Origin of the sequence: Streptomyces sp. NBC_00209 (assembly GCF_045206345.1) — a bacterium.
Taxonomy (GTDB): domain Bacteria; phylum Actinomycetota; class Actinomycetes; order Streptomycetales; family Streptomycetaceae; genus Streptomyces.
The window spans coordinates 3,816,389-3,835,703 of sequence record NZ_CP108121.1; the positions used below are offsets into that span (position 1 = coordinate 3,816,389).

The following is a 19,315-nucleotide window of genomic DNA, read 5'->3' on the forward strand; positions in this document are numbered from 1 at the left end:
ATCCCGTCCGGCCGTGAGGGCCGGGCGGGATCTTGTGTGTACACGCCATGTACGGATCCGGGGGCCCCTCGAACATCGACGCGGTTCCGGATAGCCTCCGGCCATGTCCAATGGTCAGTGGTACCCCCCGGAATGGCCCGGCCGGATCAGGGCCCTCGCCGCAGGCGAGCTGACGGCGGCCGAGCCCCGGCGGGCCGCCACCGTGATGCTGCTCCGGGACGACGCCACCGGCGCCGGGGGCGCACCCGCCGTCCACATGCTGCGCCGGCGCACCTCGATGGCCTTCGCCGGAGGGGCGTACGCCTATCCGGGTGGCGGCGTCGACCCGCGCGACGACGACCGGCTCGTCCGCTGGGCCGGGCCCGCGCTGGAGACCTGGGCGCACCGGCTGGGGGTCGGCACGCCGGCGGAGGCGCAGGCGATCGTCTGCGCCGCGGTCCGCGAGACGTACGAGGAGGCCGGGGTCCTGCTGGCCGGTCCGACGCCGGAGACCGTCGTCACCGACACCACCGGCGACGACTGGGAGGCCGATCGCGCGGCGCTGGTGGCGCGGGAGCTGTCGTTCGCCGCGTTCCTGGAGCGGCGCGGGCTGGTGCTGCGCTCGGACCTGCTGGGGGCGTGGGCGCGCTGGATCACGCCGGAGTTCGAGCCGCGCCGCTACGACACGTGGTTCTTCGTCGCCGCGCTCCCCGCGGGCCAGCGCACCCGGAACGCCTCGACGGAGGCCGACCGCACGGTGTGGATCACCCCGGGCGACGCGGCCGGCGGATACGACCGGGGCGAGCTGCTGATGATGCCGCCGACCGTGGCGACGCTGCGGACACTGCGGCCGTACGCCACCGCCGCGCGGGCGCTGGAGGCGGCGTCGGACCAGGACCTCACCCCCGTACTCGCGCAGGCGCGTCTGGACGGTGACGCGCTGGTGCTGAGCTGGCCGGGGCACGAGGAATTCACCAAGCACGTTTCCACGGCCGATGCCGGCGAAACGCACGACGGGGAGAAAAAGGGCGACGTGGAGGGCGGTGCGGCATGAGTGACGCGGCGGCACTGCCCGGACAGCCGCGCGGCAGTGTGCTCTCCGGTCCCGCCACGGCTCGTACGGTCAACGTCCTGGCGCCCAACCCCTCGGCGATGACGCTGGACGGGACCAACACGTGGATCGTCGCCGAGCCCGGCTCGGACCTGGCGGTGGTCATCGACCCGGGCCCGCTGGACGACGCCCATCTGCGGGCAATCATCGACACCGCCGAGCGGGCGGGCCGCCGGGTCGCGCTCACGCTCCTCACCCACGGCCACCCCGACCACGCGGAGGGCGCGGCACGGTTCGCGGAGCTGACCCGGACCAAGGTGCGCGCGCTCGACCCGGAGCTGCGGCTCGGCGACGAGGGCCTGGGCACGGGTGACGTGATCACGACCGGCGGCCTTGAGATGTACGTGGTGCCGACGCCGGGCCACACGGCGGACTCGCTGTCGTTCCATCTGCCGGCCGATCAGGCGGTGCTGACCGGGGACACGATCCTCGGACGCGGGACGACGCTGGTCGCGCACCCGGACGGGCGGCTCGGGGACTACCTCGACTCGCTGCGGCGGCTGCGCTCGCTGACGGTGGACGACGGGGTCCGCACGGTGCTGCCCGGCCACGGGCCCGTGCTGGACGACGCGCAGGGGGCGGTCGAGTTCTATCTCGCCCATCGCGCGCACCGGCTGGCCCAGGTGGAGACCGCTGTGGAATCGGGCTACCGGACCTCGTCCGAGGTGGTGGCCCATGTCTACGCGGACGTGGACCGTTCGCTGTGGCCGGCCGCGGAGCTGTCGGTGCGGGCGCAGCTGGACTACCTGGGCGAGCACGGGCTGATCTGAGGGCGCATGGATGAGGGGCCCTGCCGACAGCCGGCGGGGCCCCTCACCCATGGCGTACGACGACGGGTCAGCGCGACCGCTTGGCCAGCCGCTCCACGTCCAGGAGGATCACCGCGCGGGCCTCAAGGCGCAGCCAGCCGCGGCCGGCGAAGTCGGCGAGGGCCTTGTTGACCGTCTCGCGGGACGCGCCGACCAGCTGGGCCAGCTCCTCCTGCGTCAGGTCGTGCACCACGTGGATGCCTTCCTCGGACTGGACGCCGAAGCGGCGCGACAGGTCCAGGAGGGCGCGGGCGACGCGGCCGGGCACATCGGAGAAGACCAGGTCGGACATCTGGTCGTTGGTCTTGCGCAGGCGCCGGGCGACGGCGCGCAGGAGGGCCGTCGCCACCTCGGGGCGCGCGTTGAGCCAGGGCTGGAGGTCGCCGTGGCCGAGGCCGAGGAGCTTGACCTCGGTCAGCGCGGTGGCGGTGGCGGTGCGCGGGCCCGGGTCGAAGAGCGAGAGCTCACCGATCAGCTCGCCGGGGCCGAGGACCGCCAGCATGTTCTCGCGACCGTCGGGGGAGGTGCGGTGGAGCTTCACCTTGCCCTCGGTGACCACATAGAGGCGGTCGCCCGGGTCACCCTCGTGGAAGAGCGCGTCACCGCGCGCGAGGGTCACCTCACTCATCGAGGCGCGGAGCTCCGCGGCCTGCTCGTCATCGAGCGCCGCGAAAAGCGGGGCGCGCCGCAGAACGTCGTCCACGAGTTCTCTCCTTGTCGGCCTGTTCAGGGAACCGTGGTCCCCATCATGCCGGACGGTAAAACAGTGCGATCAATCACAAACCAGTTTGACGCACGCGCGTGCCGAGGGGTACGGCAGGGGGCCGATTGGGGGCGGATCACCCGTGACCGGGGTGGATGTCAGTGCCGGGCTCTAGGCTGGCCGAGTGTCCGGATTGCCGGTGAGAGCGCAGGCCAAGGGGGCTGATGGGGTGTCGGAGGGCCGTGATTCCGCTGTGGGCGAACAGGGTGCGAGCAAGGGGAAGAAACTGAAGAAATCGGCGGAAAGCAGCTCCGGGGCGGCGAAGAGCCGGTCCGCCGGCTCCGGCTCGGCCGGGCGGGCGAAGCCGGCGGAGGCCGGGGTGCCCGGAGCCGCCGCGCCGAAGAGGAAGCCGGGGCGGCCCGAATCGCATCTGGCCATGGTCCGTCGCGCCCGCCGGATCAACCGCGAGCTCGCCGAGGTCTACCCGTACGCCCATCCGGAGCTGGACTTCCGGAATCCGTTCGAACTGCTCGTCGCCACGGTTCTGTCCGCCCAGACCACCGACCTGAGGGTCAACCAGACGACGCCCGCTCTCTTCGCCGCCTATCCCACCCCCGAGGACATGGCCGCCGCCGTCCCGGAGAAGCTGGAAGAGCTCATCCGGCCCACCGGTTTCTTCCGGGCCAAGGCGAGGTCGCTGCTCGGCCTGTCCGCCGCGCTCCGCGACGACTTCGGCGGTGAGGTGCCGGGGAGGCTCGCGGATCTCGTGAAGCTGCCCGGAGTCGGCCGCAAGACGGCCAACGTGGTGTTGGGCAATGCCTTCGGAGTGCCTGGAATTACCGTAGATACCCATTTTGGGCGGTTGGTCCGGCGGTGGAAGTGGACCGAGCAGGAGGACCCGGAGAAGGTCGAGGCGGAGGTCGCGACGATCTTCCCCAAGAGCGAGTGGACCATGCTCTCGCACCGCGTCATTTTTCACGGCCGCCGCGTCTGCCACGCCCGCAAGCCCGCCTGCGGCGCCTGCCCGATCGCCCCGCTGTGCCCGTCGTACGGTGAGGGCGAGACGGACCCGGAGAAGGCCCGCACGCTCCTGAAGTACGAGATGGGAGGCCGGCCGGGCCAGCGGTTGAACCCGCCGCCGGACTACCCGGGAAGCCCGGCACCTCCCCTGGGCGCCGACTGACGCGGACCGCCGCTGCGGAACGAATGGCGGGACGACGGGCGTTGTGAGACGGAGGGGTGCCTATGAAGACGCATGAGACCGGCACGGAGCGCGGTGGGGCGGACGGCCCTGCGGTCATGGTTTCGGAGGAGGGGCTGCCCGACTGGCTCGACCCCGTCGCCCGTGCCGCGCACACGGTGCGGCCGCAGCAGCTCAGCCGCTTCCTGCCGCCGGAGAACGGGGCCGGACGCCAGTCGGCCGTGCTCGTCCTGTTCGGCGAGGGCGCACGCGGCCCGGAGCTGCTTCTGATGGAGCGTGCCGGAAGCCTGCGCTCCCATCCCGGCCAGCCGTCGTTCCCCGGCGGCTCGCTCGACCCGGAGGACGGCGACCAGGCGACGACCGGACCGCTGAGGGCCGCTCTGCGCGAGGCCGAGGAGGAGACCGGCCTCGATCCGCGCGGGGTGCAGATCTTCGGTGTGCTGCCCCGTCTCTACATCCCCGTGAGCAGCTTCGTGGTGACGCCGGTCCTCGGCTGGTGGCGGACGCCCAGCCCGGTCGGCGTGGTCGACCCGGGCGAGACGGCGCGGGTCTTCACGGTCCCCGTGGCGGATCTCACGGACCCGGCCAACCGGGCGACGGCCGTTCACCCCAGCGGTCACCGGGGCCCGGCATTTCTGGTCGAATCAGCACTCGTCTGGGGGTTCACGGCCGGCGTGATCGACCGGATTCTGCACTTCGCGGGCTGGGAACGCCCGTGGGACAGAGCCAGGCAGGTGCCGCTCGACTGGCGCGCATGACAGGCTGACTTCCGTGCTCCGCCGATCCGGGACCGCCCGGACCACGGAGACGTACGGGCCCGGTGACGAATCTGCGAGGCTATAGACGGTGAACGTGCTGGACATCCTGCTGCTGGCCGGAGCCGTGTGGTTCGCGGTCATCGGCTATCGCCAGGGGTTCGTCGTCGGCATTCTGTCGGTGATCGGGTTCCTGGGCGGCGGTCTCGTCGCCGTCTACCTCCTGCCGGTCCTGTGGGACCAGATGACGGACGGTTCGGAGGTCTCCTCCACCGCGGCCGTCGTCGCGGTCGTCATCGTGATCGTGTGCGCGTCGATCGGCCAGGCGTTCACCACCCATCTGGGCAACAAACTCCGCCGCCACATCACCTGGTCGCCCGCACGCGCCCTGGACGCCACCGGCGGCGCCCTGGTCAACGTGGTGGCGATGCTGCTCGTCGCCTGGCTGATCGGCTCCGCCCTGGCGGGCACCTCGCTGCCGACGCTGGGCAAGGAGGTCCGCAGCTCCTCGGTCCTGCTGGGTGTCTCCCGGGTGATGCCGCCCCAGGCGTCCACCTGGTTCACGGACTTCTCCTCGGTCCTCGCGCAGAACGGCTTCCCGCAGGTCTTCAGCCCGTTCGCCAACGAACCCATCACCGAGGTCAGGGCCCCCGACCCGGCGCTGGTCGGCAGCCCCGTCGCCGCGCGCGCCAAGCAGTCCATCGTGAAGGTCGTGGGTACGGCCCCGAGCTGCGGCAAGGTCCTCGAAGGCACCGGGTTCGTGTTCTCCGACCGCCGGGTGATGACCAACGCGCACGTCGTCGGCGGCGTGGACGAGCCGACCGTGCAGATCGGCGGCCAGGGACGCCTGTACGACGCGAAGGTCGTCCTCTATGACTGGCGGCGCGACATCGCCGTACTCGACGTCCCGGACCTCGACGTGAAGCCCCTGCGGTTCACCGGCCCCGACAGCGACGCGGAGACGGGCGACAGCGCCATCGTCGCGGGCTTCCCCGAGAACGGCTCGTACGACGTACGCTCCGCGCGCGTCCGGGCCCGCATCGACGCCAACGGCCCCGACATCTACCACCGGGGCACGGTCCGCCGTGATGTGTACTCGCTCTACACCACGGTCCGTCAGGGCAACTCCGGCGGACCGCTGCTGACCCCCGAGGGCAAGGTGTACGGAGTCGTGTTCGCGAAGTCGCTCGACGACCCGGACACGGGCTACGCGCTGACGGCGGACGAGATCCGCGACGACATCACACAGGGCCGTACCGCCAACCAGCGGGTCGACAGCCAGGGATGCGCGCTCTGAAGGTCTCCGGGCGGTCCGTGCGGGACCGTCGGCGCGTCAGTTACGGGGATGGCGCAGCCGCGCCGAGACCCAGCGGGCCCGGCGGCGGAGGATGCGTGAGATGCCGAGCCGAGGATCATGCATGACGTGCAAAGCGTGCACCCGGCCCTGAAGGCCGTTCCCCTCGTGAATGCCCGGATCCGCCGTGGCGGTCGAGCGACGGTTGCGTGCTGCGTCACCGAAGTCGTGCGTCCAGCCCATACCCGGACGTCTGCCCGTGCCTCATGGTCCGTAACCGCCTATCCGTCAGCCAATTGGCTTATGCGCCGGGCACGTGGCCGTTCATAGGACGTGTGTGCCACAGCGGCTAGCGATCCGGCTCGGAATCCTTGAGCCAGTTGATGAGTTCGGCCGAGAACCCCGCCGGATCCTCCTCGTGGGGGAAGTGGCCCAGACCGTCGAAAAGTCGCCAACGGTAGGGCGCCTCGACGTACTCGCCGGAGCCGGCCGAGCTGCGGGTGCGGACCGCCGGATCGAGTGAACCGTGCAGGTGCAGCGTCGGCACCCGAACGGGCCGCTTCATGCGTCGGTTGAACTGGATGCCGTCCGGGCGCGCCAGCGAGCGCACCATCCAGCGGTACGGCTCGATCGAGCAGTGCGCCGTCGAGGGGATCGTCATGGCCCGCCGGTAGACGCCCAGCGTCGTCTCGTCGGGGAATTCCGCCTTGCCCGGCCCCGCCCAGTCACTGATCAGCCGGCCCACCAAGGCGCCCTCGTCGGCGACGAGCTGACGCTCCGGCACCCAGGGCCGCTGAAAGCCCCAGATGTACGAGCCGGCCCGGGACTGCGCGAAGTCGGAGAGCATCGAGGAGCGCCACCGCCGTGGGTGGGGCATCGAGGAGACGACCAGCCGGCGCACCAGCTTCGGGCGCATCACGGCGGCGGTCCAGGCCAGGTATCCGCCCATGTCGTGGCCGACGAGGGCGGCGTCCGGCTCGCCGAGGGACCTCACCACGCCCGTGATGTCGAGCGCCAGATTGGCGGGGTCGTAGCCCCGGGGTGTGCGGTCGCTGCCGCCGACGCCGCGCAGGTCCATCGCCACGGCCCGGAAGCCGGCCTCGGCGAGCGCGGGCAGCTGGTGCCGCCAGGTCCACCAGAACTGCGGGAAACCGTGCAGGAGGAGGACCAGCGGCCCTTCACCCATTTCGGCGATGTGGAAGCGGGCGCCGTTCGCCGCGACGTCCCGGTGGGTCCAGGGGCCGTCGAGGCGGACGGGACCGCCGGCCGGGGCGGACGGTGCGGGAACGGTCATGTGGACGAGCGTGCCACAGCCGGCGCCTTGTCCTGGACCGGTGCGCTTTCGATGGCCCGGTCGGAGCGGGTGCTGCCGCCCACCGGGAGGATCGCGTCGGCGGCGGTCTCGGGGCGCGGGTGCGGCTTGACGCCCTGGAGGACGGCGGCGGTCTGCTTGGCGGAGGCGATGGACTTCTCCGGCGGCTTGACCTTCTTGATCTTCGCGTAGCCGAAGAGCGCGAGCAGAATGCCCAGCAGGATGAACGCGCCGCCCACGATCAGGAACGACCAGGCGAGGCCCAGCCCCAGGTTGTGGATGCCGTACGCGGCCGCGAAGCTCAGCACCGGGATCGCGAACAGGATCAGCACGCCCGTGACGATGAACGCCACACTGCCGATGACGCCGCGCTTGACGTCCTGCCGCACCTCGGCCTTGGCCAGGGCGATTTCGTCGTGCACCAGCGCCGACAGTTCGGCCGTCGCCGACGCGACCAGCTGGCCGAGACTGCGGTCGGCGCTGCCCGCGAAATTGCCGGGGTCGCTCATCCCTGACTCCCTCTCCTGTTCAACACGTCCGATGTCAGATCATGCCGGACTGTCCGGCCTGTTGCTCGCTGCCCCCGCCAGTCGGGCAAGGCGGCGGTGCTCGGCCGCCTTCTCCTCGTAGATGGCGGCCATCCTCAGGTGGTAGGCCGGATCGTCCTGTTCGTAGACGTCCGGCACTCCGGAACCGTCCTCGTCGAGTTCCTCGGCGTCGGACAGCGCCCTGTATCTGCGTACCCGGAGTTTGAGCAGTACACCGGAGAGTACGGCGGCAATGAGGGAGCCGAGCAGAACCGACGCCTTGATCTCGTTGATCATGTCGTCGTCACCGGCGAACGCGAGCTCCCCGATCAGCAGCGACACGGTGAAGCCGATGCCGGCAAGGGTGGCGATCGCGAAGACGTCCGCCCAGGCCAGATCCCTGTTCAGCTCGGCCTTGGTGAGCCTGGTGGTCAACCACGTACCGCCGAAGACGCCGATGGTCTTGCCGGCGACGAGGCCCAGCACGACCCCGAGGGTCTCCGGCCGGTCGAACACGGAGGCCACCGCGCCGCCGGCGAGGGAGACCCCTGCGGAGAAGAGCGCGAAGACCGGCACGGCGAAACCCGCCGACAGCGGGTGCACCAAGTGCTCGATGCGCTCACCGGGCGAGTGCTCCTCGCCCTCACGGCGGGTGCAGCGCAGCATCAGGCCCATGGCGACACCGGCGATGGTGGCGTGGACGCCGCTGTTGTACATCAGCCCCCAGATGACCAGGGCGAGCGGTACGTAGACGTACCAGCCGCGCACACCGAGGCGGAGCAGCAGATAGAAGAGGCCCAGGCCGAGGAAGGCGCCGCCGAGCGCGAGGAAGTCGATGTCCTCGGTGAAGAAGACGGCGATGATGAGGATCGCGAAGAGGTCGTCCACGACGGCGAGCGTCAGCAGGAAGGCCCGGAGCGCGGCGGGCAGCGAGGCGCCGATGACGGCGAGGACGGCGAGCGCGAAGGCGATGTCCGTGGCGGTGGGGACTGCCCAGCCGTCCTTCGAGCCGTCGCCGAAGACGTTCACCAGGGTGTAGACGACCGCTGGGACCGCCATGCCGCAGAGCGCGGCGGCCACGGGGAGTGCCGCGGCCCTCGGGTCGCGCAGTTCTCCCGCCACGAGTTCGCGTTTGAGTTCGACGCCCGCGACGAAGAAGAAGATCGCGAGCAGCCCGTCGGCGGCCCAGTGCTCCACGGAGAGGTGCAGACCGAGGGTCTCGGGCCCGAGGTGGAAGTCGCTGACGGCGGAGTAGCTCGAACCCGCGGTGTTCGCCCACACCAACGCGGCCACGGCGGCGACCAGCAGGATGACGCCCCCGACGGTCTCCGTACGCAGGGCGTCGGCGACGTAGTTGCGCTCGGGGAGCGGCAGCCGCCCCAGGAAGGTGCGGCGCGGGCCGGTGGGCGTAGGGGTGGGTGTGGCCACGGGGGAGACCTCCGGGTCGGTACGGCAGCGATGGCATGGCTGATGCACTTGCCGACCAGACTTCCCGGCACCCCTGTGAAGATTTTCGTATCTTGTTGTCGATCAGCTGCCACTGTACCCGCGGGGCGTGGCGATAAGGATGCGTGGGAGCGGTGATCTCACCGTAAGCGCCCGAAGGGCACCCGGCGCGCTGCCGGGTGCCCTTCGGGTCGTGCGCCGGTGTCAGTCCTCGGAGGAGGCCGACGGCAGCTGGTTCTGGATCAGGTCCATGACCGAGGAGTCGGTCAGGGTCGTGACATCGCCCAGGGCCCTGTTCTCCGCCACGTCACGCAGCAGGCGGCGCATGATCTTGCCGGAACGGGTCTTCGGCAGCTCGGCCACCGGCATGACGCGCTTCGGCTTGGCGATCGGGCCGAGGGTCGCCCCGACGTGGTTGCGCAGCTCCGCCACCAGCTCGTCGGAGGCGGTCGCGGTGCCCCGCAGGATGACGAAGGCGACGATGGCCTGACCCGTCGTCTCGTCGGCGGCGCCGACCACGGCGGCCTCGGCGACCGACGGGTGCGAGACGAGCGCCGACTCGACCTCGGTGGTCGAGATGTTGTGCCCGGACACCAGCATCACGTCGTCCACCCGGCCGAGCAGCCAGATGTCGCCGTCCTCGTCCTTCTTGGCGCCGTCGCCGGCGAAGTACTTGCCTTCGAAGCGCGACCAGTAGGTGTCGAGGAAGCGCTGGTCGTCGCGCCAGATGGTGCGGAGCATCGACGGCCACGGCTCGGTGAGGACCAGGTAGCCGCCCCCGCCGTTCGGGACCTCGTTGGCCTCGTCGTCCACGACGGTCGCGGAGATGCCCGGCAGGGCGCGCTGGGCGCTTCCCGGCTTCGTCTCGGTGACGCCGGGCAGCGGCGAGATCATCATCGTGCCGGTCTCGGTCTGCCACCAGGTGTCCACGATCGGGCACTTGTCGGCACCGATGTGCTTGCGGTACCAGATCCATGCCTCGGGGTTGATCGGCTCACCGACCGAACCGAGGACGCGCAGGGACGACAGGTCGAACTTGGCGGGGATGTCGTCCCCCCACTTCATGAACGTACGGATCGCGGTCGGCGCGGTGTAGAGGATCGTGACCCCGTACTTCTGGACGATCTCCCAGAAGCGCCCCTGGTGCGGGGTGTCGGGGGTGCCCTCGTACATCACCTGCGTGGCGCCGTTGGCCAGCGGTCCGTAGACGATGTAGGAGTGCCCGGTCACCCAGCCGATGTCGGCGGTGCACCAGTAGACATCGGTCTCCGGCTTGAGGTCGAAGACCGCCTGGTGGGTGTACGCCGCCTGGGTGAGGTAACCGCCGGAGGTGTGCAGGATGCCCTTGGGCTTCCCGGTGGTGCCCGACGTGTACAGGATGAAGAGCGGCTGCTCCGCCTCGAACGCCTCGGGGGTGTGCTCGGCGGACTGGCGGCCCGTGATCTCGTGCCACCAGACGTCGCGGCCCTCGGTCCACGCGGTGTCCTGGCCCGTACGGCGGACGACCAGGACGTGTTCCACGCTGTCGATACGGGAGACGGCGTCGTCGACCGCGGGCTTGAGCGCGGAGGGCTTGCCGCGGCGGTAGCCGCCATCGGCGGTGATGACGACCTTCGCGTCCGCGTCCTGGATGCGGGCGGCGATGGCGTCGGCGGAGAACCCACCGAAGACCACCGAGTGCGCGGCGCCGATGCGGGCGCAGGCCAGCATCGCGAAGGCGGCCTCGGGGATCATCGGGAGGTAGACGGCGACCCGGTCGCCCTTGCCGACACCGAGCTCGGTGAGGGCGTTGGCGGCGCGGGAGACCTCGTCCTTCAGCTCTGTGTAGGTGATGGCGCGGCTGTCGCCGGGCTCGCCCTCGAAGTGGATGGCGACCCGGTCGCCGTTGCCCGCCTCGACGTGACGGTCCACGCAGTTGTACGCGACGTTGAGCTCGCCGTCCGCGAACCACTTCGCGAAGGGCGGGTTGCTCCAGTCGAGGGTCTCGGTCGGCTCGGTGGCCCAGGTCAGGCGGCGGGCCTGCTCGGCCCAGAAGCCCAGCCGGTCCGCTTCGGCCTGCTCGTACGCCTCTGCGGTGACGTTGGCGTTGGCGGCCAGCTCGGCAGGCGGAGCGAACTTCCGCTCTTCCCGAAGCAGGTTGGCCAGGCTTTCGTTACTCACGACTTCTCCCAGTCCCAGGGTGTCCGTTGTGTCCCGGGGCATAGCTCATCAGTCCCAAGGCCAGGTGACAAGTGTCTGCCGGGAATTGGTTTAGACCTGTGTCTCGTGTATAGAGGCATGATCCCGCCTCCACGCCGTGGCGGCGCGGTGGAGCACACCGTCGGTGTGGGCGCCGCCGACACGGAAGCGGGATCACCAGGTCTTACGGATTCGAGCCGCCTGCGGTTCAGCCGCCGGTACGTGCCGGCTCGACCGGGTCTGCCGGCTCGGCCGGGTGCGCCGGTGCGATCGGGTGCGCCGGTGTGATCGGGTGCGCCGGTGTGATCGGGTCGAACACCTCGGCCGTGCCGCTCTCCGTGCTCGTGTCCTCGTCCAGTAGGTACGACTGGGCCTCGGCCACGTGGAAGTACATGCCGTGAAGGTGAAGGGTGCCGTCGGCGATCCGGCGCGCCACCGATGGGTGGGCCCTCAGATGGTCGAGTTGCTGGACCACGTTGGTCAGGCAGAGCTGTTCCACCGCGTCGGCGGGCAGCCGTCCGTAGAGCCGGACCGGGTCGCCGCCGGCCGAGGTCACCCGGGCCAGGCTGGGGATTCCGTGCCGGAGCCAGCGCCACAGCGAGGTGTCCGGGGCTTCCGGGGCGGCCCCCAGCAGCGCGTTCATCGCGCCGCAGTCCGAGTGGCCGCAGACGGTGATGGACTCGACGCCGAGCACGTCCACCGCGTACTCGATCGCGGCCCCCACCGAGTGGTCGCCCGCCTCGGCGTCGGGAGGCGGCACCAGGTTGCCGATGTTCCGCACGGTGAACAGGTCACCCGGGCCGCTGGCCGTGATCATGCTCGTCACGAGGCGGGAGTCCGCGCAGGTGATGAAGAGCTGCGAGGGACGTTGGCCCTCCCTGGCGAGTCGCGCCAGCTCCCCCCGGACCAGGGGCGCCGTATCCCGCTGGAACGAGCTGAGACCTCTGACCAGCCGGTGATCGCGGGCGGGGCGCGAGGGTCGGCCGACGGATGCGGCCTGCTCGGTGGGCGCGGTGTGTGCGGGGCGATCGCCGTGCGGGGCGGTGAGTGCCTGGGGGGAGGCGGCTGTGGGGGTGGTGCTGCCGGTGTGAGGCGAGGCGGAGGCGGGGGCGGGGCTACCCGGGGCCGGGCCGGGGGAGGTTGCGATCCTGGTGGGGGCGGCTGTTGCCGTTTGTGCGGTGCGTACGGTGCCTGCGGTGTGTGCGGGGCTCGGCGGACGGACCGTGCCCCGGGCACTCGCCGTGTGTTGCGGGACCTCGGCCGCGGTGACATCCGCGCCGTTGTCGGCGTTCGCGGGAGGGGCATGCACGGGGTGGTCGTGGCAGTGGTGGTTGCGCCAGGGGGTCCATGGCCGGCAGCAGGAGTGCGCTGCCGCGGCGGGCTCGGCGATCCTGCCGCCCGACCTCCCGGCGAACACCACCTGGCCGCCGTGGGCCGTATGGGCGTTGGACCAGTCCTGGATCGTCTCGTATGCGGCGTGGTCCATGAACGAGCCGTCCAGCTCCAGGACCACATCCGCATCCTGGGGGAGCCGTCCCAGGACCCGGCTGAGGCGGGGAACGGCCAGAAAGGTCAACTGGCCCCGAACGACCACGAGATGCTGCCCGTTCTGTTCGGACACCGAGATCCGGGTTTGGCCCAGCCGGTGCAGGGCGACGGCCACCGCTACGGCGATGCCGATGACCACGCCCTTGAGCACCCCGACGACCAGCACCCCGGCGATGGTCGCGCCGTACACCAGGAATTCCCGGTGCTTATGGACGTTGCGGATATGCGCCAGGCTCACCATCTTGAGGCCGACCATCATCACCAGTGCTCCGAGGGCGGCCAGCGGGATGCGCTCCAGGACGCTGACGAACAGGGCGGATGCGACCAGGATCCATACGCCGTGCAGCACGGTGGACGCGCGGCCGGTCGCCCCGGCTCTCACATTCGCCGAGCTGCGCACGGCGCCACCGGAGACCGCGAGTCCGCCCAGCAGGCCCGATACCGCGTTGGCGACGCCTTGTGCGCGTAGCTCCCGGTCGAGGTCGGAGCGTTTGAGCAGGGGCGGCGCGGGTCGCTTGACGCCGTCCGGGCCGGCGGGGGCGGTGGCTGCTTCGGCGGTGGGTGTCCCGGAAGCGGCCGGGCGGTCGCCGTTCTCGCGTGCCTCGTCGCCTCGTGCCTCACCGGATCGCGCGGGAGAATCTGTCGAGTGGGCGCGGCTCCGGTCGGCGGCCAGCTTGTCCACGGCGACGGCGGCGAGCAGCGACTCCAGGCTGGCCACCAGCATCATCGTGAACACGGCTGTAGCCAGGCCGAGCACCGGCCCATGCGGCATTTCGGGCAGGGCGTGCGAACGCCAGGACGGCAGATCGACCCGGGCGATCGACGGTGCCGCCCACGCGGCCGCGGCCGTGGCCAGACCCACGGAGGCCAGGGCCGCCGGTACGCGGCGCAGGAACCGCCCGGTCCGTCCGGGCAGCAGTGGCCACAGGACGAGGACGGTTACGGTGAGGGCGCCGATCAACGGAGCGGCGGGACTGACACGTGCCAGTTGTTCGGGGAGATGCAGCACGTTGGAGATCGCCGAGCTCTGCGGTACACCGCCCAGCACGATGTGCAGTTGAGCGAGCGCGATGGCCACGCCGATGCCGGCGAGCGTGCCGTGGACGATCGCGGGGCTGACGGCGAGGGCGCTGCGGGCCGCCCGCAATGAGCCGAGCGCGAGCTGAAGCAGGCCCGCCCCGATCGTGATGGCACAGGTGGTGCGCCAGCCGTAGATCTGGATCGTCTCGGCGGTGACCACGGTCAGTCCGGCGGAGGGGCCGGAGACCTGCAGGGGGGTGCCGCCGAGGAGTCCGGCGACGATGCCGCCGACCGCGGCCGAGATGAGGCCCGCCTCCAGAGGGGCTCCCATGGCGACAGCCAGACCGAGCGACATGGGGATGGCGAGCAGGAAGACAGTGATGGACGCGGACACGTCGGCGCCCGAGATGCGGAACCGCCCGCCCCGCGGTGGCGGGGGCGGGCTGTGTGGTCGCTTGACTCCCGAGGACCGGGAGGGACGCGAACTGCGGGATGAGTGGTCGTGGCGAGTGGGCACGCAGGCAGACATAGGTCCCGTCTCTTCCTGGGCAGCGCGGTCATGGAACTCGATGACGCGGCCGTGGTCACGGTATGCAGCGGCGGGATTTCTCAACTCTCAGTAAACAGACAGTAATGGAGAGTAAAGATCGGTGTCCATGATTAAGGGCAAATGGGCCATCCGGTCACCCATTCCGGTGAATAGTCAGCTTTTCATTCGGCCTGTCGTGCTGGCCCTTGGGCAGTGCGTGCGACTTTGGCGGCGCCGTGTCGGCACCCGGCGCAAGCTACCTGCGAGAAAGAGGTGGGCGGATGATGGCCGCCGCGAAGAAGTCGATGGGCGCCACGAAAAGGATCGGCCTGAGCGTCGTGACCGTCGTCCTGGTCGTGGGGGCGGCAGGGTGCTCGGGGACCGGCTCCGGCGCGGAGGGCTCCGGCCTCGGGGCCGTGAACGGTGCCGCGGGAGAGAAGGAAAAGGGTGCTGAAGCTGCGCCCAAGCGCGTGTTCCGGGCCATTGGCGATGGTTCCACCGCGTTCACGGGTGTCCAGCCCGAGCAGCCGGCTGTGGAACGCCTGACGGCCAGCCAGAAACCCCCGCAGTTCGTGGTGTTCTCGTGGGACGGGGCGGGCGAGGACAGCCAGCGGCTCTTCTCGCACTTTCGCGAGGTGGGCAAGAAGTACAACGCCGCGATGACGTACTTCCTCAGTGGCGTATATCTGCTGCCGGAGGGGGAGCGGGCCCAGTACGACCCGCCCAAGCACAACGCCGGCGCTTCGGACATCGGTTTCAACGACACCCAGGGCATCCGCGACACCCTGACCCAGCTCCGCGGCGCCTGGCAGGACGGCAACGAGATCGGCACCCACTTCAACGGGCACTTCTGCGGCAAGGACGGCGGCGTCGGCACCTGGTCCGTCGAGGAGTGGAAGAGCGAGATCAGCCAGGCCAAGTCATTCGTGAAGGGGTGGAAGACGAACGACCCGGTCCTCAAGGACGAGAAGGCGCTGCCCTTCGACTACGACAAGGAGCTCGTCGGCGGCCGTACCCCCTGCCTCGAGGGTCAGAAGAACATGGTGGAGGCGGCGCGCGCCATGGGGTTCCGCTACGACTCCAGCGGTGTCAACGACCAGGTGTGGCCCCAGAAGAAGAACGGCGTCTGGGACCTCTCCATGCAACTGGTGCCGGTTCCGGGGCGTGAGTTCGAGACGCTGTCGATGGACTACAACTTCATGTTCAACCAGTCCGGAACGACGCAAGGTGACCCCGACAAGCACGAGTACTGGGGAAACCAGATGCGGGACGGCCTGCTCCAGGCGTTCGATCGCGCGTATGACGGCAACCGCGCGCCGCTGATCATCGGCAATCACTTCGAGTCCTGGAACGGTGGTACGTACATGCGTGCCATCGAGCAGACGATCGCAGCGGTCTGCACCAAGAAGGACGTGCGCTGTGTCTCGTTCAGGCAGTTGGCGGACTGGCTCGACGCCCAGGATCCGGCGACCCTGGCGAAGTTCCGGACGCTGAAGGTCGGCCAGGCGCCCAAGGCCGGCTGGCCTGCGTTCCTTGAGGCAGGTGTGGGCCAGGAGCCGTCGGCCTCGAAGGCTCCGGCCGCTGCCGCGGGCAACCCGGCCGGTCGTTAGGTCCGGTGGCTCCGGGCGCCGGGCAGGAGACGTGCCCGGCGCCGTCCGGTGTGCGCATCGGAGCCCCGGCGGCGCCGTGGCCGCTCCGCCCGGGACCTCAGTCGCTCACGCGGGCTGGGTGGCTTCGGCGCGGATGAAGCGTTCGTCCAGTACGAAGCCGGGGTCGACCTGTGCGGCGAGGTCGGCGCCGGTCTTCTCGTTCCCCCAGCTCTCCGCGTTCCTCAGGTGGAAGTGCACCATCTGGCGCGTGTAGCGGCCCCAGTCCCGGCGCTCGTACGAGTCCTCCGCCGCGTTCTGCAGGGCTTGCAGGGCCATCCGGTTGTCCGCCTCAAGCAGCTCGAAGCGTGCGGGGCGGCCCTTCTCCATGGCCCGCACCCAGTCGGAGTGGCCGACGCTCACCAGCAGGTCGTCGCCCACCTCGGAGCGCAGGAAGTCCAGGTCGTCCTCTCCCTGCACCTTGTTCCCGACGACCTTCAGGTCCACGCCGAAGTCCCGCGCGTACTCCTTGTACTGGCGGTATACGGAGACGCCCTTGCGGGTCGGTTCGGCGATGAGGAACGTCATGTCGAAGCGGGTGAACATCCCCGAGGCGAAGGAGTCCGAACCGGCGGTCATGTCGACCACCACGTACTCGTCGGGGCCGTCCACGAGGTGGTTGAGGCAGAGCTCGACCGCGCCGACCTTCGAGTGGTAGCACGCCACACCCAAGTCCGATTCGGTGAACGGCCCCGTGGCCATCAGCCGGATGTCTCCGTCGTCGAGCCGGACCGTACGGGCACAGGCGTCGAAGACCGGGTTGTCCTCGAGTACGCGCAGGAGGCGGGAGCCCTCGCCCGGCGGCGTCGTCTTGATCATCGTCTCGGCCGAGGCGATGCGCGGATTGCTGCCGCGCAGATACTCCTTGATCAGAGGCAGCTGGGCACCCATGGCGGGCAGCGCTGCGGATTCGTCCTCGTCAAGGCCGAGCGCGGCTCCGAGGTGCTGGTTGATGTCGGCGTCCACCGCGACGACGTGGGCTTCATTGGCTGCGAGGTGGCGGATGAAGAGCGAGGACAGCGTGGTCTTTCCGCTGCCGCCCTTCCCTACGAAAGCGATCTTCATGTTCACCTAGGGTAGTCGATTGATCGCTATGGGTTGTCTGGTTTCGTGAAGAAGGCCACTCCCGGCGGGTAGGCGGGCGGGAGGCGCGTAGCCTCGCTACTTATGAGTACGACTTCCTCGGACCCGCTCGTCGCTCTGGGCGCTCTGCCGGGCGTGACCGACGCGGTGGACTCCGTACGCAAGGCGGTGGACCGCGTCTACGGCCACCGTGTGATGCGGCGCCGCAGCAACGAGGTCACGGCGGAGGCCGCTCTGCGGGGCGCGCGCGGATCGGCCGCCCTGTCCGGTGCCGACTGGAACCTCGAAGAGGTGCGCCGACGCACCGATTTCAGCAGCGACGACGAGGCGCGTGTCGTCGGGGCCGCGCTTCGCCTGACGGCGGAGGCGGGGCAGCTTCTCTCCATCTGGCGGCAGTCGCCGTTGCGGGTGCTGGCTCGGCTTCACCTGGTGGCGGCCGGCAGCGCCGCCCCGGAGGATGCGGTCGGACGGCCACGGCTCGCGGGCGAACCGGTGGACGAGCCCCTGATCGAAGCACCACTGCCGGATGCGGACGAGGTCGCGGGCCGACTGGACGGCCTCAGCAGGATCATCCTTTCGGGGAGTGAGGCGCCCGCCCTGGTGACCGCCGCCGTCGTCCACGGAGAGCTGCTCGCACTGCGTCCCTTCGGTTCGCACAACGGCCTGGTGGCGCGGACCGCGGAGCGGATCGTGCTGATCGGAAGCGGGCTCGATCCCAAATCGATCTGCCCGGCCGAGGTCGGGCACGCCGAACAGGGGCGGGCGGCCTACGCGGCCGCCTTCGACGGCTACCTGTCCGGCACGCCGGAAGGCATGGCGGCCTGGATCGGTCACTGCGGACGCTCGGCGGAGCTCGGCGTGAGGGAGTCGACAGCGGTGTGCGAGGCGCTGCAGCGAGGCGCCGCATAACGTGGGCCGGCGCTCGCCACCGGCGCGGGTCGGTGGGTGTCGTACGGGGCATCGCCTTCGGGCGGGCTGAACATGGTTGCGGCGGTACCGGTCTCGGTACCGCCGCTGGCACGTCCGCCCAGTTACCAAGCGTCCTCGATATGTGCCCATCAGGGCGGAGTCTTTGCCCGCTCCTGGTGTGGCTGGCCCGTAATCGACGGGTCGACGTCGCGTGGGTGCCGGGTTTTCATGCGCGGTCCGTGGGGCCTTTGCTGCGTAGTGCAGGTCATCCTCGCGGATGTCCTTGGTCTCGCGGGCCGTTGAGTCCTTTGTACTCCAGGGGCCGGTGGAGCGGTAGTGGTGGCCGCACTTCTTTACTTTTGGGTTCAATTACGGACGAGTTGGTTCAATCAGTCGGGTCAGGCGGTAGCCGCGCCGGCCCGTCGGCGGGCGGCGTACCAGACGGCTCCCGCCGTGAGTGCGGCCGCGCTCACGGCAGCAGCGGCCATGAGCGCCGGTCGCGGCGGCAGGGAGAACGCCGAGAGGCGCTGCTTGAGGCGGACGGGCCGGTCGAAGGCGAGAATCGGCCACTCGCGGAGCGTGGCCTCCCGTCGCAGCGCGCGGTCCGGGTTGACCGCGTGGGGATGGCCGACGGATTCCAGCATCGGGACATCGGTGGCCGAGTCGCTGTACGCGTAGCAGCGCTCCAGGTCGTATCCCTCGGATTCCGCGAGCGCCTTGATGGCTTGGGCCTTCGTGGGGCCGTACGCGTAGTACTCCACCTCGCCCGTGTAGCAGCCGTCGTCACCGACGACCATGCGGGTGGCGACGACGCGGTCGGCGCCGAGCAGCTCGCCGATCGGTTCGACCACCTCGGCGCCCGAGGTCGAGACGATCACGACGTCGCGGCCGGCGGTGTGGTGCTCCTCGATGAGGGTCGCCGCCTCGTCGTAGATGATCGGGTCGATCAGTTCGTGCAGGGTCTCGGCCACGAGTTCCTTGACCTGCTGCACGTTCCAGCCCTTGCAGAGCGCCGAGAGATATTCGCGCATCCGCTCCATCTGGTCGTGATCCGCGCCCCCTGCGAGGAACACGAACTGTGTGTACGCGGTACGCAGCACCGCGCGGCGGTTGATCAGCCCGCCGTGGTAGAAGGACTTGCTGAAGGTCAGAGTCGAGGACTTCGCAATGACCGTCTTGTCCAGGTCGAAGAAGGCGGCTGTGCGCGGCAAGAAGCGGTTTTCCACACGGCAGAGCATAGGGGCCCGCCATTCGGCGTAAACCCC

General features: G+C 70.1%; 16 protein-coding genes. 7 read left to right on the forward strand and 9 right to left on the reverse strand.

Going from position 1 to position 19,315, the window contains the following annotated elements; translation table 11 throughout:
• The first annotated feature begins 103 nt into the window (after window positions 1-103).
• Window positions 104-1,033 (forward strand): NUDIX hydrolase, encoded by a 930-nt coding sequence (locus OG867_RS17305; RefSeq protein ID WP_406286406.1) that lies wholly within the window; start codon window positions 104-106, stop codon window positions 1,031-1,033.
• Window positions 1,030-1,860 carry an MBL fold metallo-hydrolase gene (locus OG867_RS17310; RefSeq protein WP_406286408.1) on the forward strand — a complete coding sequence of 277 codons (831 nt, stop codon included), beginning with the start codon at window positions 1,030-1,032 and terminating at the stop codon, window positions 1,858-1,860. Before OG867_RS17305 ends, OG867_RS17310 begins: the two co-directional genes overlap by 4 nt.
• A 67-nt stretch (window positions 1,861-1,927) precedes the next feature.
• Here OG867_RS17310 and OG867_RS17315 read toward each other — a convergent pair whose 3' ends face one another.
• Window positions 1,928-2,602: a Crp/Fnr family transcriptional regulator gene (locus OG867_RS17315; protein ID WP_014046869.1), complete on the reverse strand. Its 675-nt coding sequence runs from the start codon at window positions 2,600-2,602 to the stop codon at window positions 1,928-1,930.
• Window positions 2,603-2,855: 253 nt separating this feature from the next.
• Between OG867_RS17315 and nth the strand changes: the two genes are divergently transcribed.
• The 3 genes from nth to OG867_RS17330 all read left to right on the forward strand — a co-directional run bounded on the left by nth (window position 2,856) and on the right by OG867_RS17330 (window position 5,855).
• On the forward strand, window positions 2,856-3,785 hold the full coding sequence (gene nth / locus OG867_RS17320) for an endonuclease III (RefSeq protein WP_406286410.1): 930 nt from the start codon (window positions 2,856-2,858) through the stop codon (window positions 3,783-3,785).
• 62 nt (window positions 3,786-3,847) lie between these two features.
• A complete protein-coding gene (locus tag OG867_RS17325) occupies window positions 3,848-4,561 on the forward strand; it encodes a CoA pyrophosphatase (RefSeq protein ID WP_328900936.1) in 714 nt (237 codons plus the stop codon).
• 88 nt (window positions 4,562-4,649) lie between these two features.
• A complete protein-coding gene (locus OG867_RS17330; RefSeq protein ID WP_406286413.1) occupies window positions 4,650-5,855 on the forward strand; it encodes a MarP family serine protease in 1,206 nt (401 codons plus the stop codon).
• A 36-nt stretch (window positions 5,856-5,891) separates the two neighbouring features.
• Here the strand turns inward: OG867_RS17330 and OG867_RS17335 are convergent, their stop codons facing one another.
• The 6 genes from OG867_RS17335 to OG867_RS17360 all read right to left on the reverse strand — a co-directional run bounded on the left by OG867_RS17335 (window position 5,892) and on the right by OG867_RS17360 (window position 14,412).
• Window positions 5,892-6,095: a hypothetical protein gene (locus OG867_RS17335; RefSeq protein ID WP_328900934.1), complete on the reverse strand. Its 204-nt coding sequence runs from the start codon at window positions 6,093-6,095 to the stop codon at window positions 5,892-5,894.
• Window positions 6,096-6,201: 106 nt separating this feature from the next.
• Complete coding sequence (locus OG867_RS17340) at window positions 6,202-7,146, reverse strand: alpha/beta fold hydrolase (protein ID WP_406286416.1); 945 nt, start codon at window positions 7,144-7,146, stop codon at window positions 6,202-6,204.
• Entirely contained in the window at window positions 7,143-7,673 is a 531-nt protein-coding gene (locus OG867_RS17345; RefSeq protein ID WP_406286419.1) for a phage holin family protein, read from the reverse strand. Before OG867_RS17345 ends, OG867_RS17340 begins: the two co-directional genes overlap by 4 nt.
• A gap of 39 nt (window positions 7,674-7,712) precedes the next feature.
• A complete protein-coding gene (gene nhaA, locus OG867_RS17350; RefSeq protein WP_406286421.1) occupies window positions 7,713-9,119 on the reverse strand; it encodes a Na+/H+ antiporter NhaA in 1,407 nt (468 codons plus the stop codon).
• 222 nt (window positions 9,120-9,341) lie between these two features.
• Window positions 9,342-11,339 (reverse strand): acetate--CoA ligase, encoded by a 1,998-nt coding sequence (acs, locus tag OG867_RS17355; protein WP_406286423.1) that lies wholly within the window; start codon window positions 11,337-11,339, stop codon window positions 9,342-9,344.
• A gap of 184 nt (window positions 11,340-11,523) precedes the next feature.
• A complete protein-coding gene (locus tag OG867_RS17360; RefSeq protein ID WP_406286426.1) occupies window positions 11,524-14,412 on the reverse strand; it encodes a bifunctional SulP family inorganic anion transporter/carbonic anhydrase in 2,889 nt (962 codons plus the stop codon).
• Window positions 14,413-14,693: 281 nt separating this feature from the next.
• On the opposite strand from OG867_RS17360, the gene OG867_RS17365 reads away from it, so the two are divergent.
• Complete coding sequence (locus tag OG867_RS17365; protein WP_406286428.1) at window positions 14,694-16,022, forward strand: hypothetical protein; 1,329 nt, start codon at window positions 14,694-14,696, stop codon at window positions 16,020-16,022.
• 105 nt (window positions 16,023-16,127) lie between these two features.
• On the opposite strand, the gene OG867_RS17370 is transcribed toward OG867_RS17365, so the two are convergent.
• Window positions 16,128-17,123, reverse strand: coding sequence for an ATP-binding protein (locus tag OG867_RS17370; protein ID WP_406286431.1), 996 nt, complete (start codon window positions 17,121-17,123; stop codon window positions 16,128-16,130).
• Window positions 17,124-17,225: 102 nt separating this feature from the next.
• Between OG867_RS17370 and OG867_RS17375 the strand changes: the two genes are divergently transcribed.
• Window positions 17,226-18,050, forward strand: coding sequence for an oxidoreductase (locus OG867_RS17375; RefSeq protein WP_328900926.1), 825 nt, complete (start codon window positions 17,226-17,228; stop codon window positions 18,048-18,050).
• A 398-nt stretch (window positions 18,051-18,448) separates the two neighbouring features.
• Here OG867_RS17375 and OG867_RS17380 read toward each other — a convergent pair whose 3' ends face one another.
• A complete protein-coding gene (locus OG867_RS17380) occupies window positions 18,449-19,288 on the reverse strand; it encodes an HAD family hydrolase (RefSeq protein WP_406286433.1) in 840 nt (279 codons plus the stop codon).
• Window positions 19,289-19,315 lie beyond the last annotated feature (27 nt).